The 24,213-nt window shown below is 28.0% G+C and carries 23 protein-coding genes; 11 read left to right on the forward strand and 12 right to left on the reverse strand.

The window, feature by feature from the left end:
* Positions 1-128 precede the first annotated feature (128 nt).
* The 3 genes from KGF50_RS12165 to KGF50_RS12175 all read left to right on the forward strand — a co-directional run bounded on the left by KGF50_RS12165 (position 129) and on the right by KGF50_RS12175 (position 4,997).
* Positions 129-2,318 (forward strand): amino acid adenylation domain-containing protein, encoded by a 2,190-nt coding sequence (locus KGF50_RS12165; RefSeq protein WP_227848288.1) that lies wholly within the window; start codon positions 129-131, stop codon positions 2,316-2,318.
* Between the two features lie 410 nt (positions 2,319-2,728).
* Entirely contained in the window at positions 2,729-4,657 is a 1,929-nt protein-coding gene (locus KGF50_RS12170; RefSeq protein ID WP_227848289.1) for an OPT family oligopeptide transporter, read from the forward strand.
* Positions 4,644-4,997: a PqqD family protein gene (locus tag KGF50_RS12175; RefSeq protein WP_227848290.1), complete on the forward strand. Its 354-nt coding sequence runs from the start codon at positions 4,644-4,646 to the stop codon at positions 4,995-4,997. Before KGF50_RS12170 ends, KGF50_RS12175 begins: the two co-directional genes overlap by 14 nt.
* Positions 4,998-5,143: 146 nt before the next feature.
* Here KGF50_RS12175 and KGF50_RS12180 read toward each other — a convergent pair whose 3' ends face one another.
* The 4 genes from KGF50_RS12180 to KGF50_RS12195 form a co-directional block, all read right to left on the reverse strand.
* Positions 5,144-7,063, reverse strand: a complete 1,920-nt coding sequence (locus tag KGF50_RS12180; protein WP_227848309.1) for an ABC-F family ATP-binding cassette domain-containing protein — start codon at positions 7,061-7,063, stop codon at positions 5,144-5,146.
* Between the two features lie 25 nt (positions 7,064-7,088).
* Entirely contained in the window at positions 7,089-7,871 is a 783-nt protein-coding gene (locus KGF50_RS12185) for a M15 family metallopeptidase (protein ID WP_227848291.1), read from the reverse strand.
* 81 nt (positions 7,872-7,952) lie between these two features.
* The gene (gene ddlR / locus KGF50_RS12190) at positions 7,953-9,401 is read right to left on the reverse strand and encodes a transcriptional regulator DdlR (protein WP_227848292.1); all 1,449 of its coding nucleotides are present in this window, start codon (positions 9,399-9,401) and stop codon (positions 7,953-7,955) included.
* A gap of 23 nt (positions 9,402-9,424) precedes the next feature.
* Positions 9,425-10,324 carry a D-alanine--D-alanine ligase gene (locus KGF50_RS12195; protein WP_227839551.1) on the reverse strand — a complete coding sequence of 300 codons (900 nt, stop codon included), beginning with the start codon at positions 10,322-10,324 and terminating at the stop codon, positions 9,425-9,427.
* 259 nt (positions 10,325-10,583) lie between these two features.
* Here KGF50_RS12195 and KGF50_RS12200 point away from each other — a divergent pair, with 259 nt between their 5' ends.
* Positions 10,584-11,840: a competence/damage-inducible protein A gene (locus KGF50_RS12200; protein ID WP_227848293.1), complete on the forward strand. Its 1,257-nt coding sequence runs from the start codon at positions 10,584-10,586 to the stop codon at positions 11,838-11,840.
* Positions 11,841-11,909: 69 nt separating this feature from the next.
* Positions 11,910-12,689 (forward strand): HAD family hydrolase, encoded by a 780-nt coding sequence (locus KGF50_RS12205; RefSeq protein WP_227848294.1) that lies wholly within the window; start codon positions 11,910-11,912, stop codon positions 12,687-12,689.
* Positions 12,690-12,883: 194 nt separating this feature from the next.
* On the opposite strand, the gene KGF50_RS12210 is transcribed toward KGF50_RS12205, so the two are convergent.
* Positions 12,884-13,468, reverse strand: coding sequence for a zinc dependent phospholipase C family protein (locus tag KGF50_RS12210; RefSeq protein ID WP_227848295.1), 585 nt, complete (start codon positions 13,466-13,468; stop codon positions 12,884-12,886).
* Positions 13,469-13,667: 199 nt separating this feature from the next.
* Complete coding sequence (locus KGF50_RS12215; RefSeq protein ID WP_413926817.1) at positions 13,668-15,089, reverse strand: sigma-54 interaction domain-containing protein; 1,422 nt, start codon at positions 15,087-15,089, stop codon at positions 13,668-13,670.
* A gap of 337 nt (positions 15,090-15,426) precedes the next feature.
* Here KGF50_RS12215 and KGF50_RS12220 point away from each other — a divergent pair, with 337 nt between their 5' ends.
* Complete coding sequence (locus tag KGF50_RS12220; RefSeq protein ID WP_227848297.1) at positions 15,427-16,371, forward strand: DMT family transporter; 945 nt, start codon at positions 15,427-15,429, stop codon at positions 16,369-16,371.
* A 173-nt stretch (positions 16,372-16,544) separates the two neighbouring features.
* Here KGF50_RS12220 and KGF50_RS12225 read toward each other — a convergent pair whose 3' ends face one another.
* Together KGF50_RS12225 and KGF50_RS12230 are read right to left on the reverse strand one after the other, a co-directional pair.
* Positions 16,545-17,486 carry a TIGR01212 family radical SAM protein gene (locus KGF50_RS12225; RefSeq protein WP_227848298.1) on the reverse strand — a complete coding sequence of 314 codons (942 nt, stop codon included), beginning with the start codon at positions 17,484-17,486 and terminating at the stop codon, positions 16,545-16,547.
* 118 nt (positions 17,487-17,604) lie between these two features.
* Entirely contained in the window at positions 17,605-18,153 is a 549-nt protein-coding gene (locus tag KGF50_RS12230; protein ID WP_227848299.1) for a DUF308 domain-containing protein, read from the reverse strand.
* A 152-nt stretch (positions 18,154-18,305) separates the two neighbouring features.
* Between KGF50_RS12230 and KGF50_RS12235 the strand changes: the two genes are divergently transcribed.
* Together KGF50_RS12235 and KGF50_RS12240 are read left to right on the forward strand one after the other, a co-directional pair.
* The gene (locus tag KGF50_RS12235; protein ID WP_227848300.1) at positions 18,306-18,734 is read left to right on the forward strand and encodes a DMT family transporter; all 429 of its coding nucleotides are present in this window, start codon (positions 18,306-18,308) and stop codon (positions 18,732-18,734) included.
* 90 nt (positions 18,735-18,824) lie between these two features.
* On the forward strand, positions 18,825-19,475 hold the full coding sequence (locus KGF50_RS12240) for a diphthine--ammonia ligase (RefSeq protein ID WP_227848301.1): 651 nt from the start codon (positions 18,825-18,827) through the stop codon (positions 19,473-19,475).
* Positions 19,476-19,585: 110 nt separating this feature from the next.
* Here KGF50_RS12240 and KGF50_RS12245 read toward each other — a convergent pair whose 3' ends face one another.
* Positions 19,586-20,941, reverse strand: a complete 1,356-nt coding sequence (locus tag KGF50_RS12245; protein ID WP_227848302.1) for an MATE family efflux transporter — start codon at positions 20,939-20,941, stop codon at positions 19,586-19,588.
* A gap of 218 nt (positions 20,942-21,159) precedes the next feature.
* Complete coding sequence (locus tag KGF50_RS12250; RefSeq protein WP_227848303.1) at positions 21,160-21,690, reverse strand: site-specific integrase; 531 nt, start codon at positions 21,688-21,690, stop codon at positions 21,160-21,162.
* Between the two features lie 80 nt (positions 21,691-21,770).
* On the opposite strand from KGF50_RS12250, the gene KGF50_RS12255 reads away from it, so the two are divergent.
* Genes KGF50_RS12255 through KGF50_RS12265 form a run of 3 tightly spaced genes read left to right on the forward strand, consistent with a single transcriptional unit; the run spans position 21,771 to position 23,158 of the window.
* On the forward strand, positions 21,771-22,085 hold the full coding sequence (locus KGF50_RS12255; protein WP_227848304.1) for a hypothetical protein: 315 nt from the start codon (positions 21,771-21,773) through the stop codon (positions 22,083-22,085).
* A gap of 3 nt (positions 22,086-22,088) precedes the next feature.
* The gene (locus tag KGF50_RS12260; RefSeq protein ID WP_227848305.1) at positions 22,089-22,346 is read left to right on the forward strand and encodes a phage holin family protein; all 258 of its coding nucleotides are present in this window, start codon (positions 22,089-22,091) and stop codon (positions 22,344-22,346) included.
* Entirely contained in the window at positions 22,346-23,158 is an 813-nt protein-coding gene (locus KGF50_RS12265; RefSeq protein ID WP_227848306.1) for an N-acetylmuramoyl-L-alanine amidase, read from the forward strand. The genes KGF50_RS12260 and KGF50_RS12265 overlap by 1 nt, the downstream gene beginning before the upstream one ends.
* An 84-nt stretch (positions 23,159-23,242) precedes the next feature.
* Here the strand turns inward: KGF50_RS12265 and KGF50_RS12270 are convergent, their stop codons facing one another.
* Positions 23,243-23,827, reverse strand: coding sequence for a hypothetical protein (locus tag KGF50_RS12270; RefSeq protein ID WP_227848307.1), 585 nt, complete (start codon positions 23,825-23,827; stop codon positions 23,243-23,245).
* A 55-nt stretch (positions 23,828-23,882) separates the two neighbouring features.
* Positions 23,883-24,213: hypothetical protein (locus tag KGF50_RS12275; protein WP_227848308.1), on the reverse strand; the 331-nt coding region annotated here is incomplete at its 5' end.

Raw genomic sequence — 24,213 nt, forward strand, 5'->3', positions numbered from 1 at the left:
GTATAAGTTTATGCAAGCTCATGTGTTTAGAGCTTGCATATATATTATTTAATATATTTCTGTACTTAAAAAAATAAAATTCCAAAAGGATTTTTTCTATAGATTTAGTAGTAAGGGGGAATTTTGATATGTATGAAGTTAATTTAGAACGAGCTATGAATTATTGGATGGATTTGCTAGATGATTATACCAATCTAGCAAAAATTCCAAATGATTTTTTTTATAAAGATTGTTCTGATGAAGTTGTAGATGAAATTTTTAAGATTGATATTGAGAAACATGAAAAATTAATTCAATATTCTAAAATGAATAATATAAGCATAAGTTCTATTATAGAAACTATCTATGGACTTATATTACAAAAGTATACATATGAAGATGATGTAGTTTTTGGAAAAACAATAAATATAATTCCGATAAGAGTTAAGGTTAGACAAAGCGAAAAGTTTATAGATGTTGTAAAAAATTTAAAAAGGCAATGGAGTAGGTCTTTAGAATATGGATACTATTTGCTATCAGATATAGAGAATAAAAATCATTTGAATACTAAACTTATAAACACAATATTTGTAGCTAAAAGTTTTGATTTATCATATGACTATGACATAGAAAAAAAAGGATATGATTTATCTGTAATAGTTTACACTAAAAGGGCATTAAAAATAAAAATAAAATATAAGCCATCTATATACAAAAGAGAAACTATTAGAAGAATATTAAATCAATTTGATTATATAATAGAGCAGATAATAAGGAATAACAATATTTTAATAGAGGATTTAGAATTTGTATGTAAGAAAGAAGAAAGAATATTATTAAAAGATTTTAATGACAATCAATGCGAGATACCATATGACAGAAGTTATATTGATTTATTTAGGGAACAAGTTGAGAGAACACCTAACAATGTAGCTGCTAGAGATGAAAATAGAAATTTGACATATAAAGAACTTGATGAATTGACTGATAGACTTGCAGGCTATTTAAATCATATAGGAGTAAAAAGTGAAGATATAGTAGCTGTAATGTTGCCAAGAGACATTAATATAATTGTTACAGCCATAGGAATTATGAAATCAGGAGGTGCATTTTTCCCAATAGACACAAGTAATCCAGAAGAAAGATTAAATTACCTTCTTGAAGACAGTAATGCAAAAGTAGTAATAACTACAGAAGAACTTAAATGTAAAGTTATAAATGAAAACACAATAGTGATTGATATAAATGATGAAGACATATTTAAAATTAGATATGACTTAACTGAAAAAATAACACCATCAAACTGTGCATATACAATATCTACATCAGGGTCAACTGGTAGGCCAAAGACTATAGCCATAGAACATAAGAGTTTAGTAAACATGTGTTATTATAGCATAGAAGCTATAAGTGCTACAGAAGATGATATATGTGGGATATATTTAAGTTTTAGTTTTGATGCTGTAATGAAACAACTATTTCCATATCTATTGATGGGTGCTTCAATAAACATTATGCCAGAAGAAGCAAAGTTTGATGAATACACAGTAAATGAGTACTGTGAGGAAAATGATATAACTATATTAGCATTACCAACAGCGTTTGCAAGATTATTTATACAAAACTGTAACAACAGTTCACTTAGGATTGTGCAGACAGGAGGAGAACGATTAAAAGGATATAGAAAACGTAACTATGAGTTATATAATGAGTATGGACCAACAGAATTTACTGTTGTATCAACTTCTTTTCATGTGGATAAAGAGTATGGGAAAATACCAATAGGTAAGCCAATCTTTAATACTTATGCATATGTATTAGATAAAAAAAATAAACTATGTCCAATTGGAGTTCCAGGAGAACTCTGTCTATCAGGGATCCAAATATCAAGAGGCTATTTAAATAAAAAAGGGTTAACAGAGCAAGTATTTGTAGAAAATCCTTACAAAACTTGTGAACACAATAAATTAATGTATAGAACTGGTGATTTGGTAAGATGGTTAGATGATGGAAATTTAGATTATATTGGTAGAATGGATAATCAAGTAAAAATTGATGAATTTAGAATAGAGTTGTATGAGATTGAGAATATAATAAACAATATTACAGAAATTAAAAGTGTTGTTTGTATATCAAGAACAAATGAGGATGGAGATATGTATATATGTGCATATTATGTGATTGATGATGAGGATAGCGAAAAGATAAATGACAGAACAGTTAGAGAATATTTAAATGAGCATTTACCTCCATATATGATTCCAACAATAATAATGAGGATAGATAAAATACCAGTTACCCCAATTGGAAAAGTAAATAAAAGGGCATTGCCAGAGTGATTTTGTATTATGACAGGTGTTATAAAGGGACTATAGAAGTTTCTTTATGACACCTATTTTTAAAAAATAATCAATTTACATAAAAGAAAGAATTTTCTGTACATTTTTACTGTGATGAAAATCTGTTTATAAGGATGATTATTGTATTTTTTATACTTTTCCGTGTTTTAAAGTGTTTTTATAACAAATTTAATTTTAATATAAAAAAAATTTTTACTTTTTATCTTAATCCTTTTTAGTATAATCGAAAAATAAAAAGAAAATTAGCATAAAAATATCTAAAAGTAGAAATTAATAATATGGGATTAAATTTTAGTAGTTTTTACTCGCTATTTGTAAAATAATAAAAAGTTAAGTTTTATATGTATATATGTTATAATATATACAAACTGAAAAGGGGTGAAAATTTTATGAACAAAAAATTACCTAAGGGAGCTTATGGTGAGGTTAGTGGAAAAGATTACGTTCCATACATCACAGATAAGTCCAGAACCGGTGGAAATGTAGCTGTACTGATTATCGGTATTATTTTAGCTGCCATTTTTGCCGCATCTACAACTTATTCTGGAATGAAAGCTGGTCTTACAGTTGCAGCAGGTATTCCAGGAGCTATAATAGGTTCTGCTTTTGTTGGAGCATTTGCTCGTCAAAAGGGTATTCTTGGTAAGAATTTAATCCAAGGTATGTCAAGTGGTGGAGAATCTGTTGCAAGTGGATTCATTTTCGTATTACCAGCAGTTATCTTAATTGGAAGCCAAATTACATTTTTAGAAGGCTTAGCTGTTGGAGTTGGTGGTGTTTTATTTGGTATAGGAGTTGCAGCAATAGTTCACAATTATTTAATAGTTGAAGAACATGGTAAACTTATGTACCCAGAATCAATGGCTATATCTGAAACACTTGTTGCTTCAGAGGCTGGTGGAGACTCAATTAAATACATGGGAATTGGATTTGTAATAAGTGGATTTATCACTGTATTAACTGGTTCATTCTTAAATGTAGCAAACAATGTAATGAGTCTTGTAGGAAGTAAATTCTACAAATGGAAATTTGATATTGAAGTAAACCCTCTACTTTTAGGAATTGGGTTTATAGTAGGGCTTGAAGTTTCTTTAACGATGTTTGCAGGAAGTATTTTATCAAACTTTGGTATTGCACCTTTAATAGGTTACTTTACTGATATGGCTAAAGATGGAGCTATGGTATGGAACAATCCTGCGATGCCTCTTAACCAAATGGATGTTGGAGCTATATCTAGTAGTTATGTAAAATATATAGGTGCTGGTATGATGCTTTGTGGAGGTATTATTGGTGCAATAAAACTTATCCCAACTATAATCGCTTCTATAAAAGAAACACTTAAAGCTAAATCAAATACTGGAGATGCAGAAGAAGGTTCATCTATACAAATGATACTTTTATTAGGTGGAGTAGTTGTTGGATTCTTAGCAGCGTTCTTAATTTCTGGTAACATTGCTATGGCAATTATTGGAGCTATCATATCTCTTTTATTATCTTTATTATTCGTCATAGTAGCTGGACGTTTAACAGGAACAATAGGAACATCAAATCTTCCAGTTTCTGGTATGACTATAGCTTCTCTAGTTATTGTAACATTAGTATTTGTTGTAATGGGATGGACTGATTTAGAAGCTAATAAATCATTACTTTTATTTGGGTCATTTATAGTTGTTGCTATTGCTATAGCTGGTGGATATACTCAATCTCAAAAAGTAACTTACATCATTGGTGGTAGTAAAAACGAAATGCAACGTTACTTCACAATTGCAAGTATAGTTGGTGTTATAGTTGTTGTAGGAGTAATCTTATTACTTTCTGACCAACTTAAAGCTACTGGTGATAATGTACAATTTGCATTACCACAAGCAAACTTAATGTCAACATTAACTTCTGGTATTATGTCAGGTAGTTTACCTTGGGTTATGATTATTGTTGGAGTATTTATGGCAATTGTATTATATGCATTAAAATTACCAATAATGACTATAGCTATAGGATTCTATTTACCAATAGCAACAACTTCTATAATATTAGTTGGAGCATTAATTCGTCTATTTGTTGAATTAGTATCTAAATCTGAAAAAGAAAAAGAAGCTAAAGTTTCTAATGGTATAAGTTTATCTTCTGGTCTTGTTGCTGGTGGATCTATCATTGGTTTAATAGGTATAATATTACAAGTAACTGGAGTTATAACTCCAAAAGTACCAAGTGGTTTTGCTGCGACAAATTCAATGGCAATTGCTTTACTAGTAGTTCTAGTTGTACTTACAGCATTACCTATTGTGTTATCTAAAGTAAAAAATAATGAGCAAGAGTAATGATGTTTTAGATATTGTATTTAAAATTGCTGATGGACTTGAATATGAAGTAGATGAAAATAGTATTGTAACTATACTTGAAAAACAGGACCATAAGATTCAAAAGTTTTTTAGAAAGTTAAAAGCTAGAATACCTAAATATAAAAAAATAGAACTAGATGAATATTCTAGTTTCGTATTTTTACAAATTGATGGTAAAAAGACTGTTAAAGAAATAGGTGAAAACTTAGAATCCAAGTATGGAGAAGAATCTCATCCACTTTATGAAAGATTGTTGGTTTTTTTAAATCATATTGATGTCAATTGTCACTATGTTGAAAGACTGGATATAGACGTATAATAAAGAATTATTATAGGATATATCGGAATATAAAAATTAGAAGATAGTTATAAAAGAGCTATATGTTTTTAAAGACATATAGCTCTTTTAAATATTTATAACTTATAAATTTAAAGTAAAGGTCACTAAACTTAGATGTTTTAATCTTATTTATTATTAGCTATTTTATCAGCTAAATTATTTAGATATTCCCATCTTTCATATTTGTACTCAAGTTCTTTTTCTAGTTTTGATTTTTCATCTAGAATTTCTTGAAGTTTAGTAAAATCAGTTGCAAATTTTGAAGTACTTTCATCAAGTTTTGCAATTTTAGATTCAAGTTTTTCTATGTCAGAATCAATATTTTCAAACTCTCTTTGCTCATTATATGAGAATTTAAGTTTTTTATCATTTTTAGGTTTTTCTTTTTTTGGAGCAGTTGAAGCATCATTTTTAAGTGCTTCTTTTTTAGATTCTTCAAATTCAATTCCTTGAATTTCTCTATAAATAAGATAGTCACTATAATTACCTGTATAAATATGAATTTTTCCATTTCCTTCATATGCAAATATTTTATTACAGATTCTATCTAGGAAGTATCTATCATGTGATACTGTAATTACCACACCTTTGAATTCATCAAGATATTCCTCTAATATTTTTAGTGTTTCAATATCTAAGTCGTTTGTAGGCTCATCCAAAAGAAGTACATTAGGAGCTGTCATAAGAATTTTAAGAAGGTGTAGTCTTCTTCTTTCACCACCAGATAGTTTGCCTATCAAAGTATACTGCATAGTACCATTAAAAAGGAATCTTTCACACATTTGAGAAGCTGTAATCTTAGTACCATCAGAAGTTTCTATATAATCGCTAGCTTCTTTTACATAGTCTATAGCTCTTATATCAATGTCCATATGAGAATCATCTTGAGAAAAGCAACCTATTTTTACAGTTTCTCCAATTGAGATATATCCACTATCAGGGGCTAATTTCCCATTTATTATGTTTATTAGAGTTGATTTACCCATACCATTTTTACCTATTATACCAATTCTATCTGTACGTGCTAAAGTATATTCTAAATTATCTATAACTGTATTTTCTTCAAAAGATTTAGATATATTGTGTATTTCTATTATTTTATTTCCAAGTCTACTTGAGGCAACAGATATATCGATATTTTCATCAAGTTTGAAAGAATCTTTATTTACAAGTTCATCAAATCTTTGTAGACGAGCTTTTTGTTTTGTACTACGAGCTTGAGCTCCACGTCTAACCCAAGCAAGTTCTGTTCTAATTAAATTTTGTCTTTTATCTTCAATACTTGATTCTAATGAAAGTCTTTCCATTTTCTTTTCTAAAAATATTGAATAATTACCATCATAGCTAAATAATCTACCTTTATCCAATTCAATTATTCTATTTGTAACACGGTCTAAAAAATATCTATCATGGGTTATCATAAGCAATGAGCCTTTTCTTGAATTTAAGTATTCTTCAAGCCAATCGATGGTATCATTATCTAGATGGTTTGTTGGTTCATCTAGTATTAAAAGCTCACAAGGAGTAATAAGAGCTGAGGCTAGAGAAACTCTTTTTCTTTGCCCACCAGAAAGTTCTATTATTTTTTGATTAAAATCATTTATACCAAGCTTTGTAAGTACAGATTTAGCTTCACTTTCTAAATCCCAAAGATTTAAAGCATCTATCTTCTCATGCATGGATAATAATTTTTTATTTAGTTCATCTGTAAAGTTAGAATTAAGTTTTTCTAAAGTTTCTTGGTATTTACCAAGTAGTTTTAATTCTTCTGAAGTTCCATTAAATACTTGTTCTAGAACAGTTGAATTTTCATCATAAGTTGGGTTTTGAGGAAGATATTCTACTCTAATACCATTAGTCTTTGTTATATTGCCAGTTTCACTTTCTTCAGCTCCCGCAATAATTTTAAGTAAAGTAGATTTACCAGTACCATTTACACCAATAAGTCCTATTTTTTCTCCATCATTGATACCAAGAGATATATTTTCAAGTAATTTTTTTTCAGAATAGCTTTTACTTATATTTTCCAATGTCATTAAATTCATATAATTCACCTTTATTTCTAATCTATTATTTTTCAAAATGTTGGTAATCTGGGTTTTTCCAATATCCACCCCAACTCCAACCTCTGCTTACAAAAGCATTATAACAATCATCACCTTTTTTTATCATTCCAAATTTTAAAGCAGACCTATCTGCATAAACAGTGCTTACCTTAGGGCTAACATTGTCTCCAGAAACATGGGGGTTTTGCAATGGGTTTATATCTATAGCACGTCCTTTACCATGATTTGAGACAGTATTTGTACCAGCTACAGTTCTATAACAAAATGCAGATGTATTATTGTCAGACATAGATTTTTCATCTACAGCGTCATAATCATCTATTAATTTGATTTTTTCAATTGGATATTTTTTTTCATATAATTCTTTAAAAATATCGACAACTTCCGGAGCTAGTTCACTATTTACTATCATTTCACCTTGATGAGTTTTTTCATCAAATCCGTAGTAGGTAAGTTTCAAGTAAGATAAACTATCAAAGCTTATAGGCTCATCAGAAGGCATAGATTTACCAATCATTTTGTTTTTTATATTATCTGGTATTGAAGAAGATGAAAAAGTAGGCTTAATTTTGTTACCTTCCTGCTTTTTGATAGAGTTTTGATTATTTTTAGAATCATCTGTTGTATTGTTTTTATCTTGCATAGTTTCTTGACTTTTTATAGTATCTTCTTTGTTGGATTTAGAGAAAAATATCTCATATATAGATAGTAAGGCAAGAAATAATACAGTTATTACAATTGTTAGTTTTAATTTATTAATCTTTTTTCTTTTTGACTTTTTACTCATATTATCCCCCATGTTAGATTCATATAAACTATATATATTATACATCATAAAAATAAACTAGGCTAACAATATTTAGTTAACCTAGGACATTTCATCTATAGTTTCTCCTATTATTTTTATACCAGTTTCAATATCCTCAAAAGAGAGTCTCGAAAATCCAAGTCTTAAAGTGTCAGAGCCAGAGCCATCTGTAAAAAATAAATCTCCAGGCATAAAGATAACATTTTTTTTATAACATTTTTCTAGTAGTTTTCTAGTATCTATATTCTTAAGCTTTATAAATATATGCAAGCCACCATCACCTAAGATATATTCCGTTTGTATATATTTTTTTACACATTCATAGGCAAAGTTAAATTTATCCCCATAGAATTTACGTATTTTTTTTACGTATTTTTCAAATCCTCCATTACTTAAATAATCAAATAAAATACCTTGGTCTAAAAAAGATACATGTATATTTCTACACCTTTTTACACTTTCTAACTTATCTATAACTTTTTTATCTGCAAATATCCATCCAATCCTCATTCCAGGAAATAAGATTTTTGAAAAACTACCAATATATACAACACCATTATTCATATTATCAAGAGAGCAGATGGGAAATATATGAGAACTATTGTAGAGTAACTCTTCATTAAAGCCATCTTCTATAATTGCTATATTGTATTTTTTCATAAGATTATAGAATCTATATCTATTTTCAGGGGTCATTACAATTCCTGTTGGATTATGATAAGAAGGTGTAATGTATGCAAATTTTATTTTATTTTTGTACTCAATTAAACGATTTTCGAGCAAATTGAAATCTAAACCATTTTCAGATATATCCACTCCTAAAATATTGAGATTGTGTGACTTCATAATTTTTATAGCTGTGTTGTGAGTAGGATTTTCACAGATTATATAGTCTCTTTCTTGAGTGAAAGAGGACATAATAATATCAAAGCCTTCTGTAAATCCATTTGTAATTAGTATATCTTTGTTATTAATATCAACTCCCTTATTTGTCATATATTCAAGCAAATAGTCAATAAGAGGTTTATAACCTTGTGCATATCCATAGTTAAGTAGTTTGTGACCTTCTAATGAGATTCTATTTAAAAAGGATTTTTTTAATTCCTCCATATCAAATAAATCTCCATCAGGAGATATACTTTTAAATGATATTAGGTTAGAGCTCCAAGGTATCTCGCTTTTTATAATATCTAATTCATTAGCTTTTTTAGAGTATGTATTCTCTAAACAGTCCCAATTTAAAGACCATGTAGTGTTTGAAGATTTATTTTTTGAATTAACAAATGTACCTTTTCCTGAAATAGAGTAGATTAAGCCTTCTGATTTTAGTTCTTCATAAGTCAAGACTATTGAATTTCTACTGACTTGTAAAAGCTGACTAAGCTCCCTTGTAGAAGGGAGCTTACTATTGTCTGGAATTAATCCTTTTGATATCATATCACTTATATAATTTTTAATTTGTATATAAATTGGTTCACTATCATTTAATCTTAGATTTGAAAATATCAAATTACCACCTCAAATTGTATTATCTAATTTAAAGAGTATTCTATAAGTTTATCTAATAATTGGCTATACTCAAGACCCTTAGCAGCAGCACTTCTAGGTATTAAACTAGTTTTAGTCATGCCAGGAAGAGTATTTAGCTCAAGAACATAAGGAATACCTTCACTTATAATCATATCAACTCTTACATATGCTTTGCAATTAAAAATTTTCCAACAAGTCTCAGAAATTTCGTTTACTCTTTTTTGAAGTTCATCATCTAAATAAACAACTTCTTCTTTTGCACCTTTTTCAAGTGAGTATTTAGCTTCATAATCAAAGAATCCTGAGTCTGATTTTATAGATATAGTAGGAAAAACTTCGCCATTTAATATGAATGAAGTATATTCTCCACCTGGTATATATTTTTCAATCATTACAAACTCATCAACTTCTAAACCTTTACGAACTGCTTCTTCAACTTCATCTTTGGAATGAATGAAGAATGTAGCAACACTTGAACCTCCTGAATTTGGTTTTATAAATACTGGATAGCCTATTTTATCTATCTCATCATAATTTATTTCATCAACTGATTTTACTAAAGCCCATGGAGCAGTAGGAAGGTCTGAATCTCTAAGCATTTTTTTAGTGATGTTTTTGTCCATACACATTCCACTACAAAGAGGTCCACATCCAGAATATGGTATATCCATAGTCTCAAGTACTGACTGAATACATCCATCTTCACCAAATTTTCCATGTAGTGCTAGTACTGCGAAATCTGTATCTTCTGGTATTTTTGTAAATATATCTCTTTTATCATCTATTATTACCTTTACAACATCGTATTTACTTTTATCAAGGTTATTATATATTTCTTTTCCTGAATTTAAAGATACTTCTCTCTCTGATGATATTCCACCCATTATAACTGCTATTTTCATATTATACACTCCTATTTTAAATTTTATTATTTTTAAATTAAATTTTTTAATTTACTTACTTAATTATATGAATTAATGGTTGATGATGAAAGTACCACTACATGTGAAGTTTATATTATGTGTGGTTTTAGAGTGATAATCTGACTTACAGATAGATTTGAATGATTTTTTAACTTTATTTATGTTATCATTTTTGCTAAAATTAGTGGTATGAACTTAAGACTAGTCTTAGTGGCTATAAATCAAGGAGTGATAAAATTTGAAAGCAGAAATAATAAGTGTAGGAACAGAGATACTGTTGGGAGATATAGTAAATACAAATTCTCAATTTTTAGCTAAAGAACTTGCAGCATTGGGAATAGAAGTATACCATCAAAGTACAGTTGGAGATAATAAGCAAAGACTCTTAGAATGCTTTGATGAAAGTTTAAAAAGAAGTGATTTAGTAATTACAACAGGAGGTCTTGGGCCAACTGGTGATGATATGACAAAAGAAACTGCAGCAGAGTATTTTGGGCAGGAATTAGAATTACATAAACCATCATTAGAAGTCTTGGAATCATTCTTTATTAAAACAGGAAAGAAAATGGCTGAAAATAATATGAAACAAGTATATTTTCCAAAGGATGCTATAGTATTAAAAAATAATAATGGAACAGCACCAGGAGCTATTTTAAAGAAAGATGATAAAAGTATAATAGTATTACCAGGGCCTCCAAGAGAAATGAAGGCAATGTTTAATGAAAGTGTCAAACCTTACCTACAACAATTTACAAAGGAAATGCTAGTATCAAAAACTTTAAGATTGTATGGAATAGGGGAGTCAAATCTAGAATTGGAAATTTTAGATATAATTGATGAACAAACTAATCCAACAGTTGCGTTGTATGCAAAGGAATTAGAAGTTACAATAAGAATAACTGCAAAGGCTGAAAATGAAGAACTAGCTTTTGAGTTGATAAAACCAGTAGAAGAAAAGATAAAAGGCAGAGTTGGTAAATATGTATATACTGAAGGAGATATTTCAGTATCTGAAGGAGAGTCTGCATTAGAGGATGCTGTTTCTAAGCTTCTTGTAGAAAAAAACTTAACAATAGCAGTGGCTGAATCTTGTACTGGAGGTTTAGTATCTTCATCTCTCATAAATTATTCAGGAATATCTTCTGTATTTCTTGAAGGATGTGTAACATATTCTAATGAAGCAAAAATGAAAAGATTAGGAGTAAAAAAAGAAACTTTAGAAGTCTTTGGAGCAGTAAGTGAACAAACAGCAATAGAAATGGCTGAGGGCGTTGCTAAAGGGCTTGGAACTAATATAGGTATATCTACAACTGGAGTAGCTGGACCTGGTGGAGGAACTGAAGAAAAGCCTGTAGGACTGGTTTATACTGCAATATATATAAATGGAAAAACAATAGTGAGAAAAAATATATTTAATGGAGATAGAAGAAAGATAAGATTAAGAGCTACTAGAGATTTACTTAATGAGCTGAGAATACAATTAGAAAAACTTTAAATTATTATGATATTGGGTATATTTAAAGTATTGGTATAATATAAAATCATTTTTGGAGGCTTTTAATTTATGATAAAACATATATTTTGTGATTTAGATGGAACTTTATATGAAAATGGAGCTATAACAAAAGAAGACATAGCAGCAATTGAGGAAATAGAAAAAAGAGGAGTACAGTTTAATGTTGCTACAGGTAGGGTTTTTAAACAAGCTCGTGATATTATCGAAGGGAGCTTAGATATGAATGGCTACTATATATGTGAAAATGGTGCATTTATACATGATAAAGATTATAATGTGATTTTTAAGCAAACTATAGATGATAAACTAGTAAAAAAAGTTATTGATAGATTTGAATCAACTGATGCACAATTGTATTTTAAATATAAAGGAGATGTAATTGTAGATAGTGATACGACAGCTTTTAGACATTATTCTAGTGATTTTATAGTAGACCCTGATTTTGAGAAAAGAGATAGTTTTGATAATCTTATAGGTAATATTGGTATATGCTCTGAAAATTTAGAAGAGTTGTCTAGAATAGAGTTATATCTAAAAAGTGAGTTTAGCGAAGTGTTGGAAATATATTTTTCTAGTACTTATACTTTAAACGTAGTTCCTAAAAGTGTATCAAAAAGAGGTAGTATAGAACATGTAATAAAAACTCTGAATGTAAGTCCAGATGAAGTTGCTACTATTGGAGATTCTCCAAATGATATTTGTATGTTAGAAGGGTTTAAATACAGTTTTGTAATGTCAAAGGCAAGAGAAGAAGTAAAACAAAGTGCAAATTATGTAGTAGATAGTGTAAAAAGTGCTATAGATTCTATAATAAAAATAAATAATTAGATATAAATATTGATATTAAGTAATAAAAAATTAATAAGTTATTTTTGCATGTTGATTTACTAAGTAATCAATTTTATAAGGTATTACATATTCAGTATAAAAAAATGACTGTTCAAGAGAATTATAAAACTAGATTTTATATTCTGTAGAGCAGTCATTTTGATTATATTAATTGTCAATTTAAAATTCTTAAATTAACCACAATTTGCTATGTGGTATGATTTTATTGTATTAGCTAAAATAGAATCTAATATATAATTTATAACACTATTGCAAGTATACGCTGAAAATTTTAAATCATTCATATAGTCGCTTTTCTTTTTGTATTCATTGTAAAGTTTAACAAAAAATTTTTCAAATCCGCTATTTATAGTATTTCCTTTAATTTTAGATAAATCAACATCCTTTGCAAATGCTCCAAGTTCTCTTTCATAAGTAACATGTTTGTTCAAACTATGTTTAAATTCCCAACGTTCACTATGAGCTAAGCAGAAAAAATCGCATAAAAAGTGGCAGATAACACCAAGCTCTTGACTAAGTCTACTTACTGAAAAATATTTAGAAACATTATCTATAGTAAGACTACACAGATAATTTATTTTGGAAGCAACCATATTGAATGATTCATCCATATAATGTTTTTTTAATTTGTATTTAGAAAAAGCATCTGGTTTAATATTACCATATATAAAATTTTTTTCGCTTATAAAGAATGTTTTATTTTCATCTATATTATTAAGTATCGATTTTGCCATAATAAAATGGGTATTCATTAACATATTTACACCTCGTATAGTTTATTAGACTTATTAAATATATTATTATGATATGATATTTATGATAAAAGTTTAATGGTAAATATATGAAATTAAGTCAATCACATTTATTTAAATAATTTCAACCATATTCATAATACCAGTAATTGGCGAAATTTACAATATGTAAATAATGTTAAGTTTTTATTTATCAAATTTAAAATTAAGTATTAGTATACTTTCTAATTAGTCTATTAGCTTTAGATTGAGAAATTTCAAGGTGTCTAGCTACTTTATAAGAACTACCCAATTTTTCATAAGCATCCAAAATTACATTTTTTTCATACTCCATAATTAAAGTATTAAAGGTTTTGTTTTTATAATCAATAGGTAGAGAATTATCTACATTAGTTGTATATGTTGGAGCATTATTTCCACTATTGTCAGTATTTACATTTTTAGTGAGCATACTTGGTAAATCGTCTGTTGTTATATGACTATCTCTACAAGTAAGTAAGATTTTTTGAATTATATTCTGTAACTCTCTTATATTACCTGGAAATTTGTAGTTTGCAATAATACTTATAGCTTCTTTTGATATTGTCTTGTTTAGATTAAAGTCGCTTGAATATCTATTAAAATAATATTTTATAATCTCTACTAAATTATCTTTTCTTTCTCTAAGTGGAGGGAGTTTTATTTCTATAACGTTTAATCTATAATATAAATCTTCTCTAAACTTTTTTTCTTTTACTTTAGAAATTAAATCAGCATTTGTAGCAGATATAATTCTTATGTCAACTTTTTTATTTTTTAAACTTCCAACTGGAGTAAAAGTCCTATCTTGTATCAATTGTAAAAATTTTGCTTGTAGATTTTGTGGTATATCACCTATTTCATCTAAAAAAAGAGTTCCTCCATTAGCCAATTCTACAAGACCAACTTTACCTTTGGTACTTGCACCTGTAAAAGCACCTGAAGCATATCCAAAAAGTTCAGATTCAAGTAGTTGAGGAGATATGGTTGCACAGTTTATAGTTATAAATGGACCACTTGCTCTGTTGCTGTTGTGATGTATATATCTAGCAAGTGAACTCTTTCCTGTTCCAGATTCTCCTAACAATAGTACACTTACATCAGTTTTAGAAACATGGTTGACTGTATTCATAATAGGTCTCATAACTACACCATCCATAATTACTGTATCTTCAATTCTAAGAGCTGTTCTATATAGTGTTTCCACTTCAGATTTATATTTTTTTACTTGTTTTTTTGTATCTTCAAGTTTGTTTTTTATATTATTAAGTTCAGTTATATCTCTACAATTTTCAACAGTGAATTCTAGCTCACCATTTTCATCGAATACAGGACTTGCAGTTATAATAAGCTTTTTTCCTGTTTGAGTATCTTGTTCAAGTGAAAACTTAGACTTTGTTCTCAATACAACAGGTATGGGGCTTTTTGTTGAATATCCAGATTCTTCTAAGAAAGAAACATTTTTTCCTAAAATATCTTCTTTTTTTAGACCATAATTTTCTTCAAATGCCTTATTACAATATATTATTATACCTTTATCATCAGATGCACATATTTCATCATGAGAAGCCTCTAATATTTTTTTATAAAACTCTAAATCTAAATCCATATCTAAATCCATTTTCCCTATTGTCCTCCTAAATTTTTAGTGATACATTAAAATAGGTTTAATTTACTAAATATAATTAAAAGTATAATCTTTATACAATACATAAATTTCAGTCTATTTTAACTTTGAATAAGTTATATATAACTTATTTTACAATTAAAGTAAGTCTAAATCAACTTAAAATATGTTTGAAATAACTATTGAAAAGTTGAAAAAGCAGTAATATTGTTGCAAATTCTAAGTTTTTAGTGTCGATATAAATAAAATAAAAATGGCATGGTTTTTGCTTGATAAAAATGATGTGTATTGACTAAATAATAGTAGAGGGGTATTCAAAATGGGAGAAAAAAGTAAAGGGTATGTATTTATAGCAACAGCAGGAATATTATGGGCTACACTTGGCTTGTTTGGAAAGTTTTTGATGGGAAATGGACTGACATCAGAACAAGTAGCATTTACAAGATTATTTTTTGGATTTATAGTTTTAGGTGTTTATTCAGCTATAAGAACACCACATATTTTAAAAATAAACAAAAAAGGAATTATTTATTCAGTAATAATAGGGATTATATGTCAAGCTATGTTTAATTTATGTTACTTTAAAGCTATTGATACTGTAGGTGTATCTGTAGCAGCAGTTTTATTGTATACATCGCCATTATTTTTAGCTGTATTTTCAAAATTTTTTTATAAAGAGAGTATTACTAAAAGTAAAATATTTTCGCTGATTTTTTGTTTTCTTGGTGCTATTATGGCAGTAACTGGTGGAAGTTTAAATTTTCAAAACTTAAGTACTATGGGTTTATTACTTGGAATATTATCTGCAATAGCATATGCACTGATGCCAACTATTAGTAAGAATGCTTTGAAGGAATTTTCAAGTTCAACAATATTAGTTTACAGCTTTTTATTTGGAGCAATATTTATGATTCCTTCTGCTAGACCATGGGAAATATTAACTTATGCTAAAGATTTAAATATTTTATCTTGTATGTTGATGTTAGGGGTTGTTCCAGCAGCACTTGCATATATTTTTTATGCAGCAGGTATATCTAAAGGAGTAGAGTTGTCTGTTGCAGGTGTAGTAGCATCAGTAGAATTAGTTGGCTCTGTTATAATTGGATGTACTATGTTAGGAGAAAGTTTTTCTATAGGAAAGCTATTTGGAGTGATGTTAATGTTGATATCAGCTGTAATAGCACTTAATCTTTCTTATGATGGAATGAAAATGTTCTATAAGTCTAATAAATTAAAACAAATTGAGAAAACAGAAAGTATTTAAGACTATATATTTTACCCTTATACATTTGTATGGGGGTATTTTTTATTGTAATTTTTAATTTGAAATTTGCTTTGTAAACAATAAAATAACTATAGATAGATTTATGTTTTATATAAAGCTATCTATAGCTATTATGTTATCTTTAATCATCATTTAATATTATTAATCATTATTTAATCTTGAATAAATTTACATCCTTGGTAGGAATTTCGAGATTTTAATGTATCATCAATTTGATTTAAAATCTCCCATTTTTTTAAACTCCATAAAGGTCCAACAAGTTCATCTCTTTTACCATCACCAGTAAGTCTGTGAATTATCATAGTTTCAGGTAATATTTCTAGCTGGTCACAAACAAGATTAATGTATTCATCTTGGCTCATAAGAGTTAACATTCCATTTTGAAGCATTTTTTCCATAGGAGTATCTTTTATAACATGCAATAGATGTATTTTTATGCCGTCTACATTCATTTTGCCAACAGCCCTAGCAGTTTCCATCATCATATTATAATCTTCACCAGGTAGACCATTTATAATGTGTACAACTACTTTTATATTTTTAGCCTTTAATTTTTCAACACCTTCAACAAATGTTTTATAATCATGTCCTCTATTTATAATTTTAGATGTAGAATCATGAATTGTCTGAAGTCCAAGTTCAACCCATAGATTAGTTCTTTCATTAAGTTCAGATAGATAATCGACTACATCACCTGGCAAACAATCAGGTCTTGTTGAGATTGAAAGACCTATAACATCATCAAGAGATAGTATAGTTTCATATTTCTCTTTTAAAACCTCAAGAGGTGCATAAGTATTTGTATAAGCTTGAAAGTAGCCAATATATTTAGCATGAGACCATTTTTTTAACATCATTTCTCTTATATTATAAAATTGATTAATAAGATTATCCTTAGGATTTCCAGCAAAGTCGCCTGAACCTTCTTTACTGCAATAAGTACAACCACCATAACCAATACGTCCATCAATATTTGGGCAAGTAAATCCTGCATTTATTGATACTTTAAAGACTTTTTCTCCAAATGTATTTCTAAGGTAGTAATTCCAAGTATGATATCTTTTATTATCAAAAGCGTATTTAAATTTATCCAAAGTAATCACCTATTTCTAATAAAATTGTACATTAAATTTGTACAAAAAACATATTACCACAAATAGGTGACTTAAACAAATTCTATTTTAAGTAATATAAAATAATTCAATAAAATAATTAATACTTTCTAGATTTATTTCCAGAAAAGAATAGAGCAAGTCCAAACAATATTATTAAAAATGACATTATTGAGACAATAAATCTAGATAAAAATAGTGGTGACAATATAAGGCATACACCAAATAAAGTTTTAATTATATTCCAAGTTGTAAACTTAGAATATGGATTATTTTTACTATTTACAAATACTACGAGCTGATTAAAAATTAAATAAAATCCCAAAAGTAATGAGAAAATACTCTGTATTTTTTGAGGAAATACAAAAAGTAGTATACATGTAATTATTAGAATCCATTGAACATTGGTAGATGGTTTGATTTCTTCTTTAGTAGCATATCTTTTTAGATCGTTGATGTTTTTAAGATTTAAATATGCAAAGAATAAAAGTGCAACACCAAAAGTCCAAGAGATTAATTTTATACCTAGAGTCTTAAACGTAAGGCATAAGAATCCCAATATAACAAGTAACACTCCCATTATCATAAATTTAGTAGCATTTTCTTTTTTATTAAAGTTATCAAAATTGATATTAAAATTTGTATACATAAAATCACCTCCAAAATCAATAGAACAATTATAACAGAAATTTATATTCAAATAAAGCCACATAGTATAAAAATAAAACTCTACTTAGTAATTAATTAATGGGTTGTATCATAAACTCTTATTAATAGAATTATATAGGAGGAGGTTTGTCCATGACAAAATTATGGGCAATAATATTTGCATTATTGGCAGGTGGGTCCACTGCTCTTGAAGCTTTTATAAATGGAGAGTTAGGTAAGAGTACAACAGCATTGGTTGCCACCTTTATAAGTTTGACTGTAGGAGCAATATTTTTTTTTGCAAGCATAATAGTTGCTGGGGATTTAAAATGTTTAGTATCTTTAAATGGCTTTAATTATAAGTTATTACTAGGAGGAGTATTTGGAGGACTAATAATATACTTTACAGTAAAAGCAATTCCAAATTTAGGGGTATCAAATACACTTATATTAACACTTGTATCTCAAGTTCTAATCGGATTTTTTATTGATAGCGTGATTTTGGGACAAGAAACAATGCATTTATACAAATACATAGGGGTTATACTTTTAATTTTAGGTACATTCTTTATAGTAAACTAATGATTTAAAATACCATATAATTTGCTATATAAGTTAAAAATTTGGTATAATTAGGATAGTAAGTAAAGTTAAAAGAAAGAGGTGTTGGGAATGGCTGATGAAAAATTTGTAATGTCATTTAGTGGTGGTAAGGATAGTATATTAGCATTAAATAGAATGTTGGAAAAAGGATATAAGCCTGTAGCACTCTTGACAACTATAAGTGAAGAACATGGAAAATCATGGACTCATAACTTAGAGCATAAGATGCTTAAACAAGTAAGTGATAGTATCGGACTACCTCTGTTAGTTGCTGAATGTGGAGTAAAAGGGTATGAAGAGAGTTTTGAAAGAGCTTTAATAAAAGCTAAAAACATGGGAGCAACAATATGTGCATATGGAGATATAGATATAGAAAGTCACAAAAAATGGGACTCTGACAGATGTGATGCAGTTGGTATGAAGGTAGAACTACCATTGTGGCAAGAAAGCAGAGAGGAATTGGTATATGAATTTATAGATAGTGGATTTTGTAGTGTCATAACAAAAGTAAACTTAAAGCATTTAGGAGAGGAATTTTTAGGAAAAAAATTAACTAGAGAACTTGTGAAAAAGATAAAAGAAACAGGCTCAGACCCATGTGGAGAGCATGGAGAATATCATACATTTGTAGTAGATGGGCCAGTATTTAGAACTCCTGTAGAATATGAAGTAAAAGGAAATGTAATAAAAGATGGCTATGGTTATTTAGAAATAAAATAAGTACATAAATAAAATACCTATTATATAATCTTAATGTATGCAAAGCATCAATGTTTGCAAGATTGTATAATAGGTATTTTTTATTTTATATATTATTATTGTTATTTTGTTTAAGCCGTCTTTTTTAGACTAGAATCTAATGTAGAAAAATTCTTCTTTAGGAAAATCATTGATACAATAAGACATATAAATTCAGAAACAATAGTAGTCATCCATATTCCTTGACCACCAAACATTAGTATCATTACAATTAAACTTAGAGAGACAATTACAAGTCCTCTACCAAGAGATATAACTGTAGAAATTGATGGTTTTTCTACTGAAACAAAGAATCCTGAAATTATTACATTAAATCCAACTAATAAGAATGATATAGAGAATATTTTAAATACACGAACTCCTTCATTGAATAATAGAGTCTCTTCTGGATGAATAAACAGAGAAACTATTGGTTCTGAAAAAGTCATACATATTGCAAATACAGCTATTGAAGCTATTATTGTAGCTTTTACTCCCATCTTCAATAATTTTTTTACATTATCTATGTTTCCTGCACCATAATAAAAACTAGTAAGTGGTTGCATGCCCTGAGTGATACCCATCATAGTCATAAGAACCAATGTGTTTATATAGTTTATAACACTATAATAAATAAGAGCATTTTCTCCTATATATTTAGTAAGACTCAAGTTAAAAAGTAAAACAACTATACCACAACTTAATTCAGTAGTTGAATCAGGGAAACCTATAAATAGAATTTTTCTAAGTGTCTTAAAACTAACCTTAAATTTAGAGAAATTCAAAGTTGAGTTTTTTCTCAAAAAGTGTATTAAGAAAAAAACAGTAGAAAAAACTTGAGACAAGCCAGTCGCAATACCAGCACCCTTTACGCCCCATCCAAACTCTATTACAAATAAATAATCTAGTATGATGTTTGTAATAGCAGATATTATAACACCAACAGTAGCCAATATTGGGAATCCATCAGTTTTTATTATAACTTCTAAAGAATAGGAAACTATAAAGAAACCATTAAAAAATATTATTATTCCTAGGTAATCTTTAACCATACCAATTGTAGATTCTGTAGCACCTAAAAATAGTGCTAATCTATCTAAGTTAAAAAAAGTTACTGCCAATATAATTAATGATAGTATGATTATTGATACTATGTTAAATGAAAAAACTTCATTTGCAGATTTGATATCTTTTTTGCCCAGATAAATTGCAATTATAGTAGATGCACCAGTTGAAAATAGCAAAGAAACTGCAAATATAAAATTAATAAAAGGCATAGATATATTAACAGCAGCTAAGGCTAATTCTCCAACTCCTTTACTTACAAATATTCCATCAACCATTGTATACAATGAGAAAACCCACATTGCAACTACAGATGGAGCTAAGTATTTAAAAAACCTTTTGCCCAAACTTATGTTTTCGTCTATAGATATTTTTGTATCCATTTATTATCACTCCTTGTAAAGCTATTATAAAAATTATGAAACTATTAATTAATAATTTTATTTATTACTAATATAGATGATAAACTATGGTATAGTACTAATGTCAACAGCAAATAGTAAATAATTATAAATTTTATTAAATAATAGTGATTTCAAGCATTTTATAAGTATATCCTATTATGTATATTACTGACATTTAACTGACATAAAACTGACCATTATTTGAATAGTATTTTGCTTATATTTTCAGATGCTTCTTTGTCCATTTCATCTAATAAGTGAGAATATCTATTCATAGTTATTTTTATATCTGCATGTCCTAATCTTTCAGAAATAGCTTTTATGTTAGTACCTGAAAGCAACATCAAAGTTGCATTTGTATGTCTTAATTCATGTACTTTTATATCTCTAAGATTATTATCTCTGAATAGTTTTTTAAAAGGAGCAACAAAAGTTGGTTGAACCCAAGGGTTGAATCTTTTATTTAAGCATATCAAATCGAATTCATTTTTCAATATCCCTTGTAATTTTAACTTATTTTGTTTTAATTTTTCTTCTTTAAGTAAGCTTATAAGTTCATCAGGAGCAAATAATTTTCTTTTTGATTTAGGGGTTTTAGGGTCTTTGAAGGTTATTTTATTGTCTACATAAACTAATGTTTGATTTACATGTATGATTTTTTTATCAAGGTCTACATCTGACCATCTAAGTGATACAGCTTCACCAAAACGCAATCCAAGAGTTAGCATCAAAAAAATTGGTATACCTAAGGGTGCTTTTTTAAAAGTGTCTACTATAAAGGGATTATACTATAATTTCTAGGTCTTTTTTGATACAAAAACTAGGCGGATGTATGGAAGAAATAAGCATAAATCTATTGTGTGCAGTAGCAGGAGTTATAATATCCTACTTAGCATTTAGAAATAGCTCAAACAAAAAAATACAAGATGAAGCAGAAACAACTACAAAGTTAGAACAACAAATAACTTTTCTGTGTGAAAATGTAAGAGATATAAAGCATGATGTAGCAAAGTTTAATGCTAGTTTCTTAGATATTAGTGAAAGAGTTGTAAAAGTAGAAGCAAGTACAAAACAAACACATCTTAGAATTGACGAAATTATAAATAGAATTGGAGGAAAATAATATATGGATAATTTAATAAGTTTCATACCAGAGCAGTTACTAATTTTAGTTGCTGCTCTTTATGTTTTAGGGGTTGGATGCAAGGAGTATAAACAACTAGATAACAAGTATATTCCAGTAGTGTTATTGATACTTGGTATAGGATTTTCTATTTGGATGCTAGGATTAAATCCTAATGCAGTCTTACAAGGTGTAATTTGTTGGGGTATATCAATAGGTATAAATCAAACTTACAAACAGTTAAAGGATGGTGAAAAGTAATGAAAATATGTATTACAGTAGGGCACAGTATTTTAAAAAGTGGAGCATGTACTTCGGCTGATGGAGTAGTTAACGAGTACAAATATAATAAATCTCTTGCACCAGTATTAGCAGATGTGTTTAGGAAAGAAGGGCATAAGGTAGATGTAATAATATGCCCCGAAAAGCAGTTTAAAACTAAGAGTGAAGAAAAGACTTACAAAATACCTAGAGTTAATAGTGGAGGATATGACTTACTTATAGAACTACATCTAAATGCAAGTGATGGTCAAGGAAAAGGCTCAGAGGTTCTATATTATAGTAATAAGGGTTTAGAGTATGCAACTAGAATATGTAAAAAACTAGGTACAATATTTAAAAATAGGGGTGCTAAATTAGATAAAAGTTTATATATCTTAAATAGTTCCAAACCTACAGCAGTATTAATAGAAAATTTCTTCTGTGATAATAAAGAAGATTATGAGAAGTCTAAAAAACTTGAATATGAAGGTATATCTAAGTTAATTGTTGAAGGTGTATTAAATAAAAATATAATTAATGAGGGAGTTAAGCAGATGTACAAACATACAATAGTTTATGATGGAGAAATTGATAAAATACCTGCAACTGTGGTTGGTTGGGGATATAATAACGGAAAAATATTAATATGTGATATAAAAGATTACATTCCAGGAAGGACAGAAAATTTATATGTTGTAGGGGGAGGAGCATGTAATAAGATAAGTTCTATGACTAAAGAGAATTATACTATGATAAAGGGTAACGATAGGTTTGAAACTCTTTATAAAGCATTAGATTTTATTGATAAATAAACTGACTAGAAGGAGCTGTTACAGAACAAATTTAATTTGTTCATGTGACAACTCCATTTTTGTACAAAGATATTATAGAGATATTTAAAACTTATTTAAAAACTTTTTATATTTATTTAAAAAATCTTTTATATCCTCTGATTTTTCCCAAATATCAACTGCGTTAACATCAAGCAAATAAAGTATAGAATCATTTAAAAGGCTAACATACTCACCATCTTCAGAACCAAGCGCATGTCTTTCGACTTTCAACCCTTTTTCTTCATAATACTTTATAGTTTCTCTATACAATGTTTCTCGTTTTTGTATGTAATCTTTTACTTCATTATTTGGAATGCTATACGCATCTACTGTTGTTTCTCCATCAGTGAAGGTTTCTTTGACAGCCATATTTTCATCCCAACAATTAATTTTATTCCAACTAAAAAATATAACACTTTCATCTGGTATGAATGAAAATTTAGTAATTATGTATAAATAATTATTATAATTTACCTCATAATATTCAGGAATATCTTTAAAATCCATATAGTAATCTATACAGTTAAAGCCTTTTTCTTTTTTTACAAATGGGATTTTTTCAATAAATTTAAATATTGATTGTTCGCTTTCAAAAACACCTATATCATAACTTCTTTCATTTTGATTAATCTTCAATAAATATGTCATATATTCACCTCTCATCTTTGATTATTAATTCTATCAGCATTTTATTATAAAGAGTTTATACAATTATATATTTCCTTCTAATTAAATAATAGGATATTATTGTTACAATTGATACTAATATTACTGATATTATTGCAGTATCAAATCTTTTTATTAATAAGCCCATTATTATGTATTCTAAACCTAGTAAATATTGATAAAACATTTCTAGTTTAATAGTTTTTTCTCTATCTATGCTTCCATATTTTAATTCTAATTTGTTAAGATATCTCTCTGTAAAATAGTTAAATTTATGTTTAGTTAAGCCTTTTATTACATCCCCTATTATAAATATTATTCCAAAAAGTAAAAATAGTCCGTTCCAAAAATTCATATTGTATATCTCC

Origin of the sequence: Clostridioides sp. ZZV15-6598, assembly GCF_020657705.1 — a bacterium.
In the GTDB taxonomy this organism is placed as follows: domain Bacteria; phylum Bacillota; class Clostridia; order Peptostreptococcales; family Peptostreptococcaceae; genus Clostridioides; species Clostridioides difficile_F.

What these genes read in the sequence shown, in the direction of transcription:
- KGF50_RS12175 (WP_227848290.1), top strand. Translation starts at nt 4,644, where the DNA reads ATGAGCAAGAGTAATGATGTTTTAGATATTGTATTTAAAATTGCTGAT.
- KGF50_RS12165 (WP_227848288.1), top strand. Translation starts at nt 129, where the DNA reads ATGTATGAAGTTAATTTAGAACGAGCTATGAATTATTGGATGGATTTG.
- KGF50_RS12265 (WP_227848306.1), top strand. Translation starts at nt 22,346, where the DNA reads ATGAAAATATGTATTACAGTAGGGCACAGTATTTTAAAAAGTGGAGCA.
- KGF50_RS12210 (WP_227848295.1), bottom strand. Translation starts at nt 13,468, where the DNA reads ATGTTAATGAATACCCATTTTATTATGGCAAAATCGATACTTAATAAT.
- KGF50_RS12215 (WP_413926817.1), bottom strand. Translation starts at nt 15,089, where the DNA reads ATGGATTTAGATTTAGAGTTTTATAAAAAAATATTAGAGGCTTCTCAT.
- KGF50_RS12180 (WP_227848309.1), bottom strand. Translation starts at nt 7,063, where the DNA reads ATGAATTTAATGACATTGGAAAATATAAGTAAAAGCTATTCTGAAAAA.
- KGF50_RS12205 (WP_227848294.1), top strand. Translation starts at nt 11,910, where the DNA reads ATGATAAAACATATATTTTGTGATTTAGATGGAACTTTATATGAAAAT.
- KGF50_RS12250 (WP_227848303.1), bottom strand. Translation starts at nt 21,690, where the DNA reads ATGCTAACTCTTGGATTGCGTTTTGGTGAAGCTGTATCACTTAGATGG.
- KGF50_RS12185 (WP_227848291.1), bottom strand. Translation starts at nt 7,871, where the DNA reads ATGAGTAAAAAGTCAAAAAGAAAAAAGATTAATAAATTAAAACTAACA.
- KGF50_RS12220 (WP_227848297.1), top strand. Translation starts at nt 15,427, where the DNA reads ATGGGAGAAAAAAGTAAAGGGTATGTATTTATAGCAACAGCAGGAATA.
- KGF50_RS12260 (WP_227848305.1), top strand. Translation starts at nt 22,089, where the DNA reads ATGGATAATTTAATAAGTTTCATACCAGAGCAGTTACTAATTTTAGTT.
- KGF50_RS12240 (WP_227848301.1), top strand. Translation starts at nt 18,825, where the DNA reads ATGGCTGATGAAAAATTTGTAATGTCATTTAGTGGTGGTAAGGATAGT.
- KGF50_RS12230 (WP_227848299.1), bottom strand. Translation starts at nt 18,153, where the DNA reads ATGTATACAAATTTTAATATCAATTTTGATAACTTTAATAAAAAAGAA.
- KGF50_RS12245 (WP_227848302.1), bottom strand. Translation starts at nt 20,941, where the DNA reads ATGGATACAAAAATATCTATAGACGAAAACATAAGTTTGGGCAAAAGG.
- KGF50_RS12235 (WP_227848300.1), top strand. Translation starts at nt 18,306, where the DNA reads ATGACAAAATTATGGGCAATAATATTTGCATTATTGGCAGGTGGGTCC.
- KGF50_RS12270 (WP_227848307.1), bottom strand. Translation starts at nt 23,827, where the DNA reads ATGACATATTTATTGAAGATTAATCAAAATGAAAGAAGTTATGATATA.
- KGF50_RS12170 (WP_227848289.1), top strand. Translation starts at nt 2,729, where the DNA reads ATGAACAAAAAATTACCTAAGGGAGCTTATGGTGAGGTTAGTGGAAAA.
- KGF50_RS12195 (WP_227839551.1), bottom strand. Translation starts at nt 10,324, where the DNA reads ATGAAAATAGCAGTTATAATGGGTGGAATATCATCAGAGAGAGAAGTA.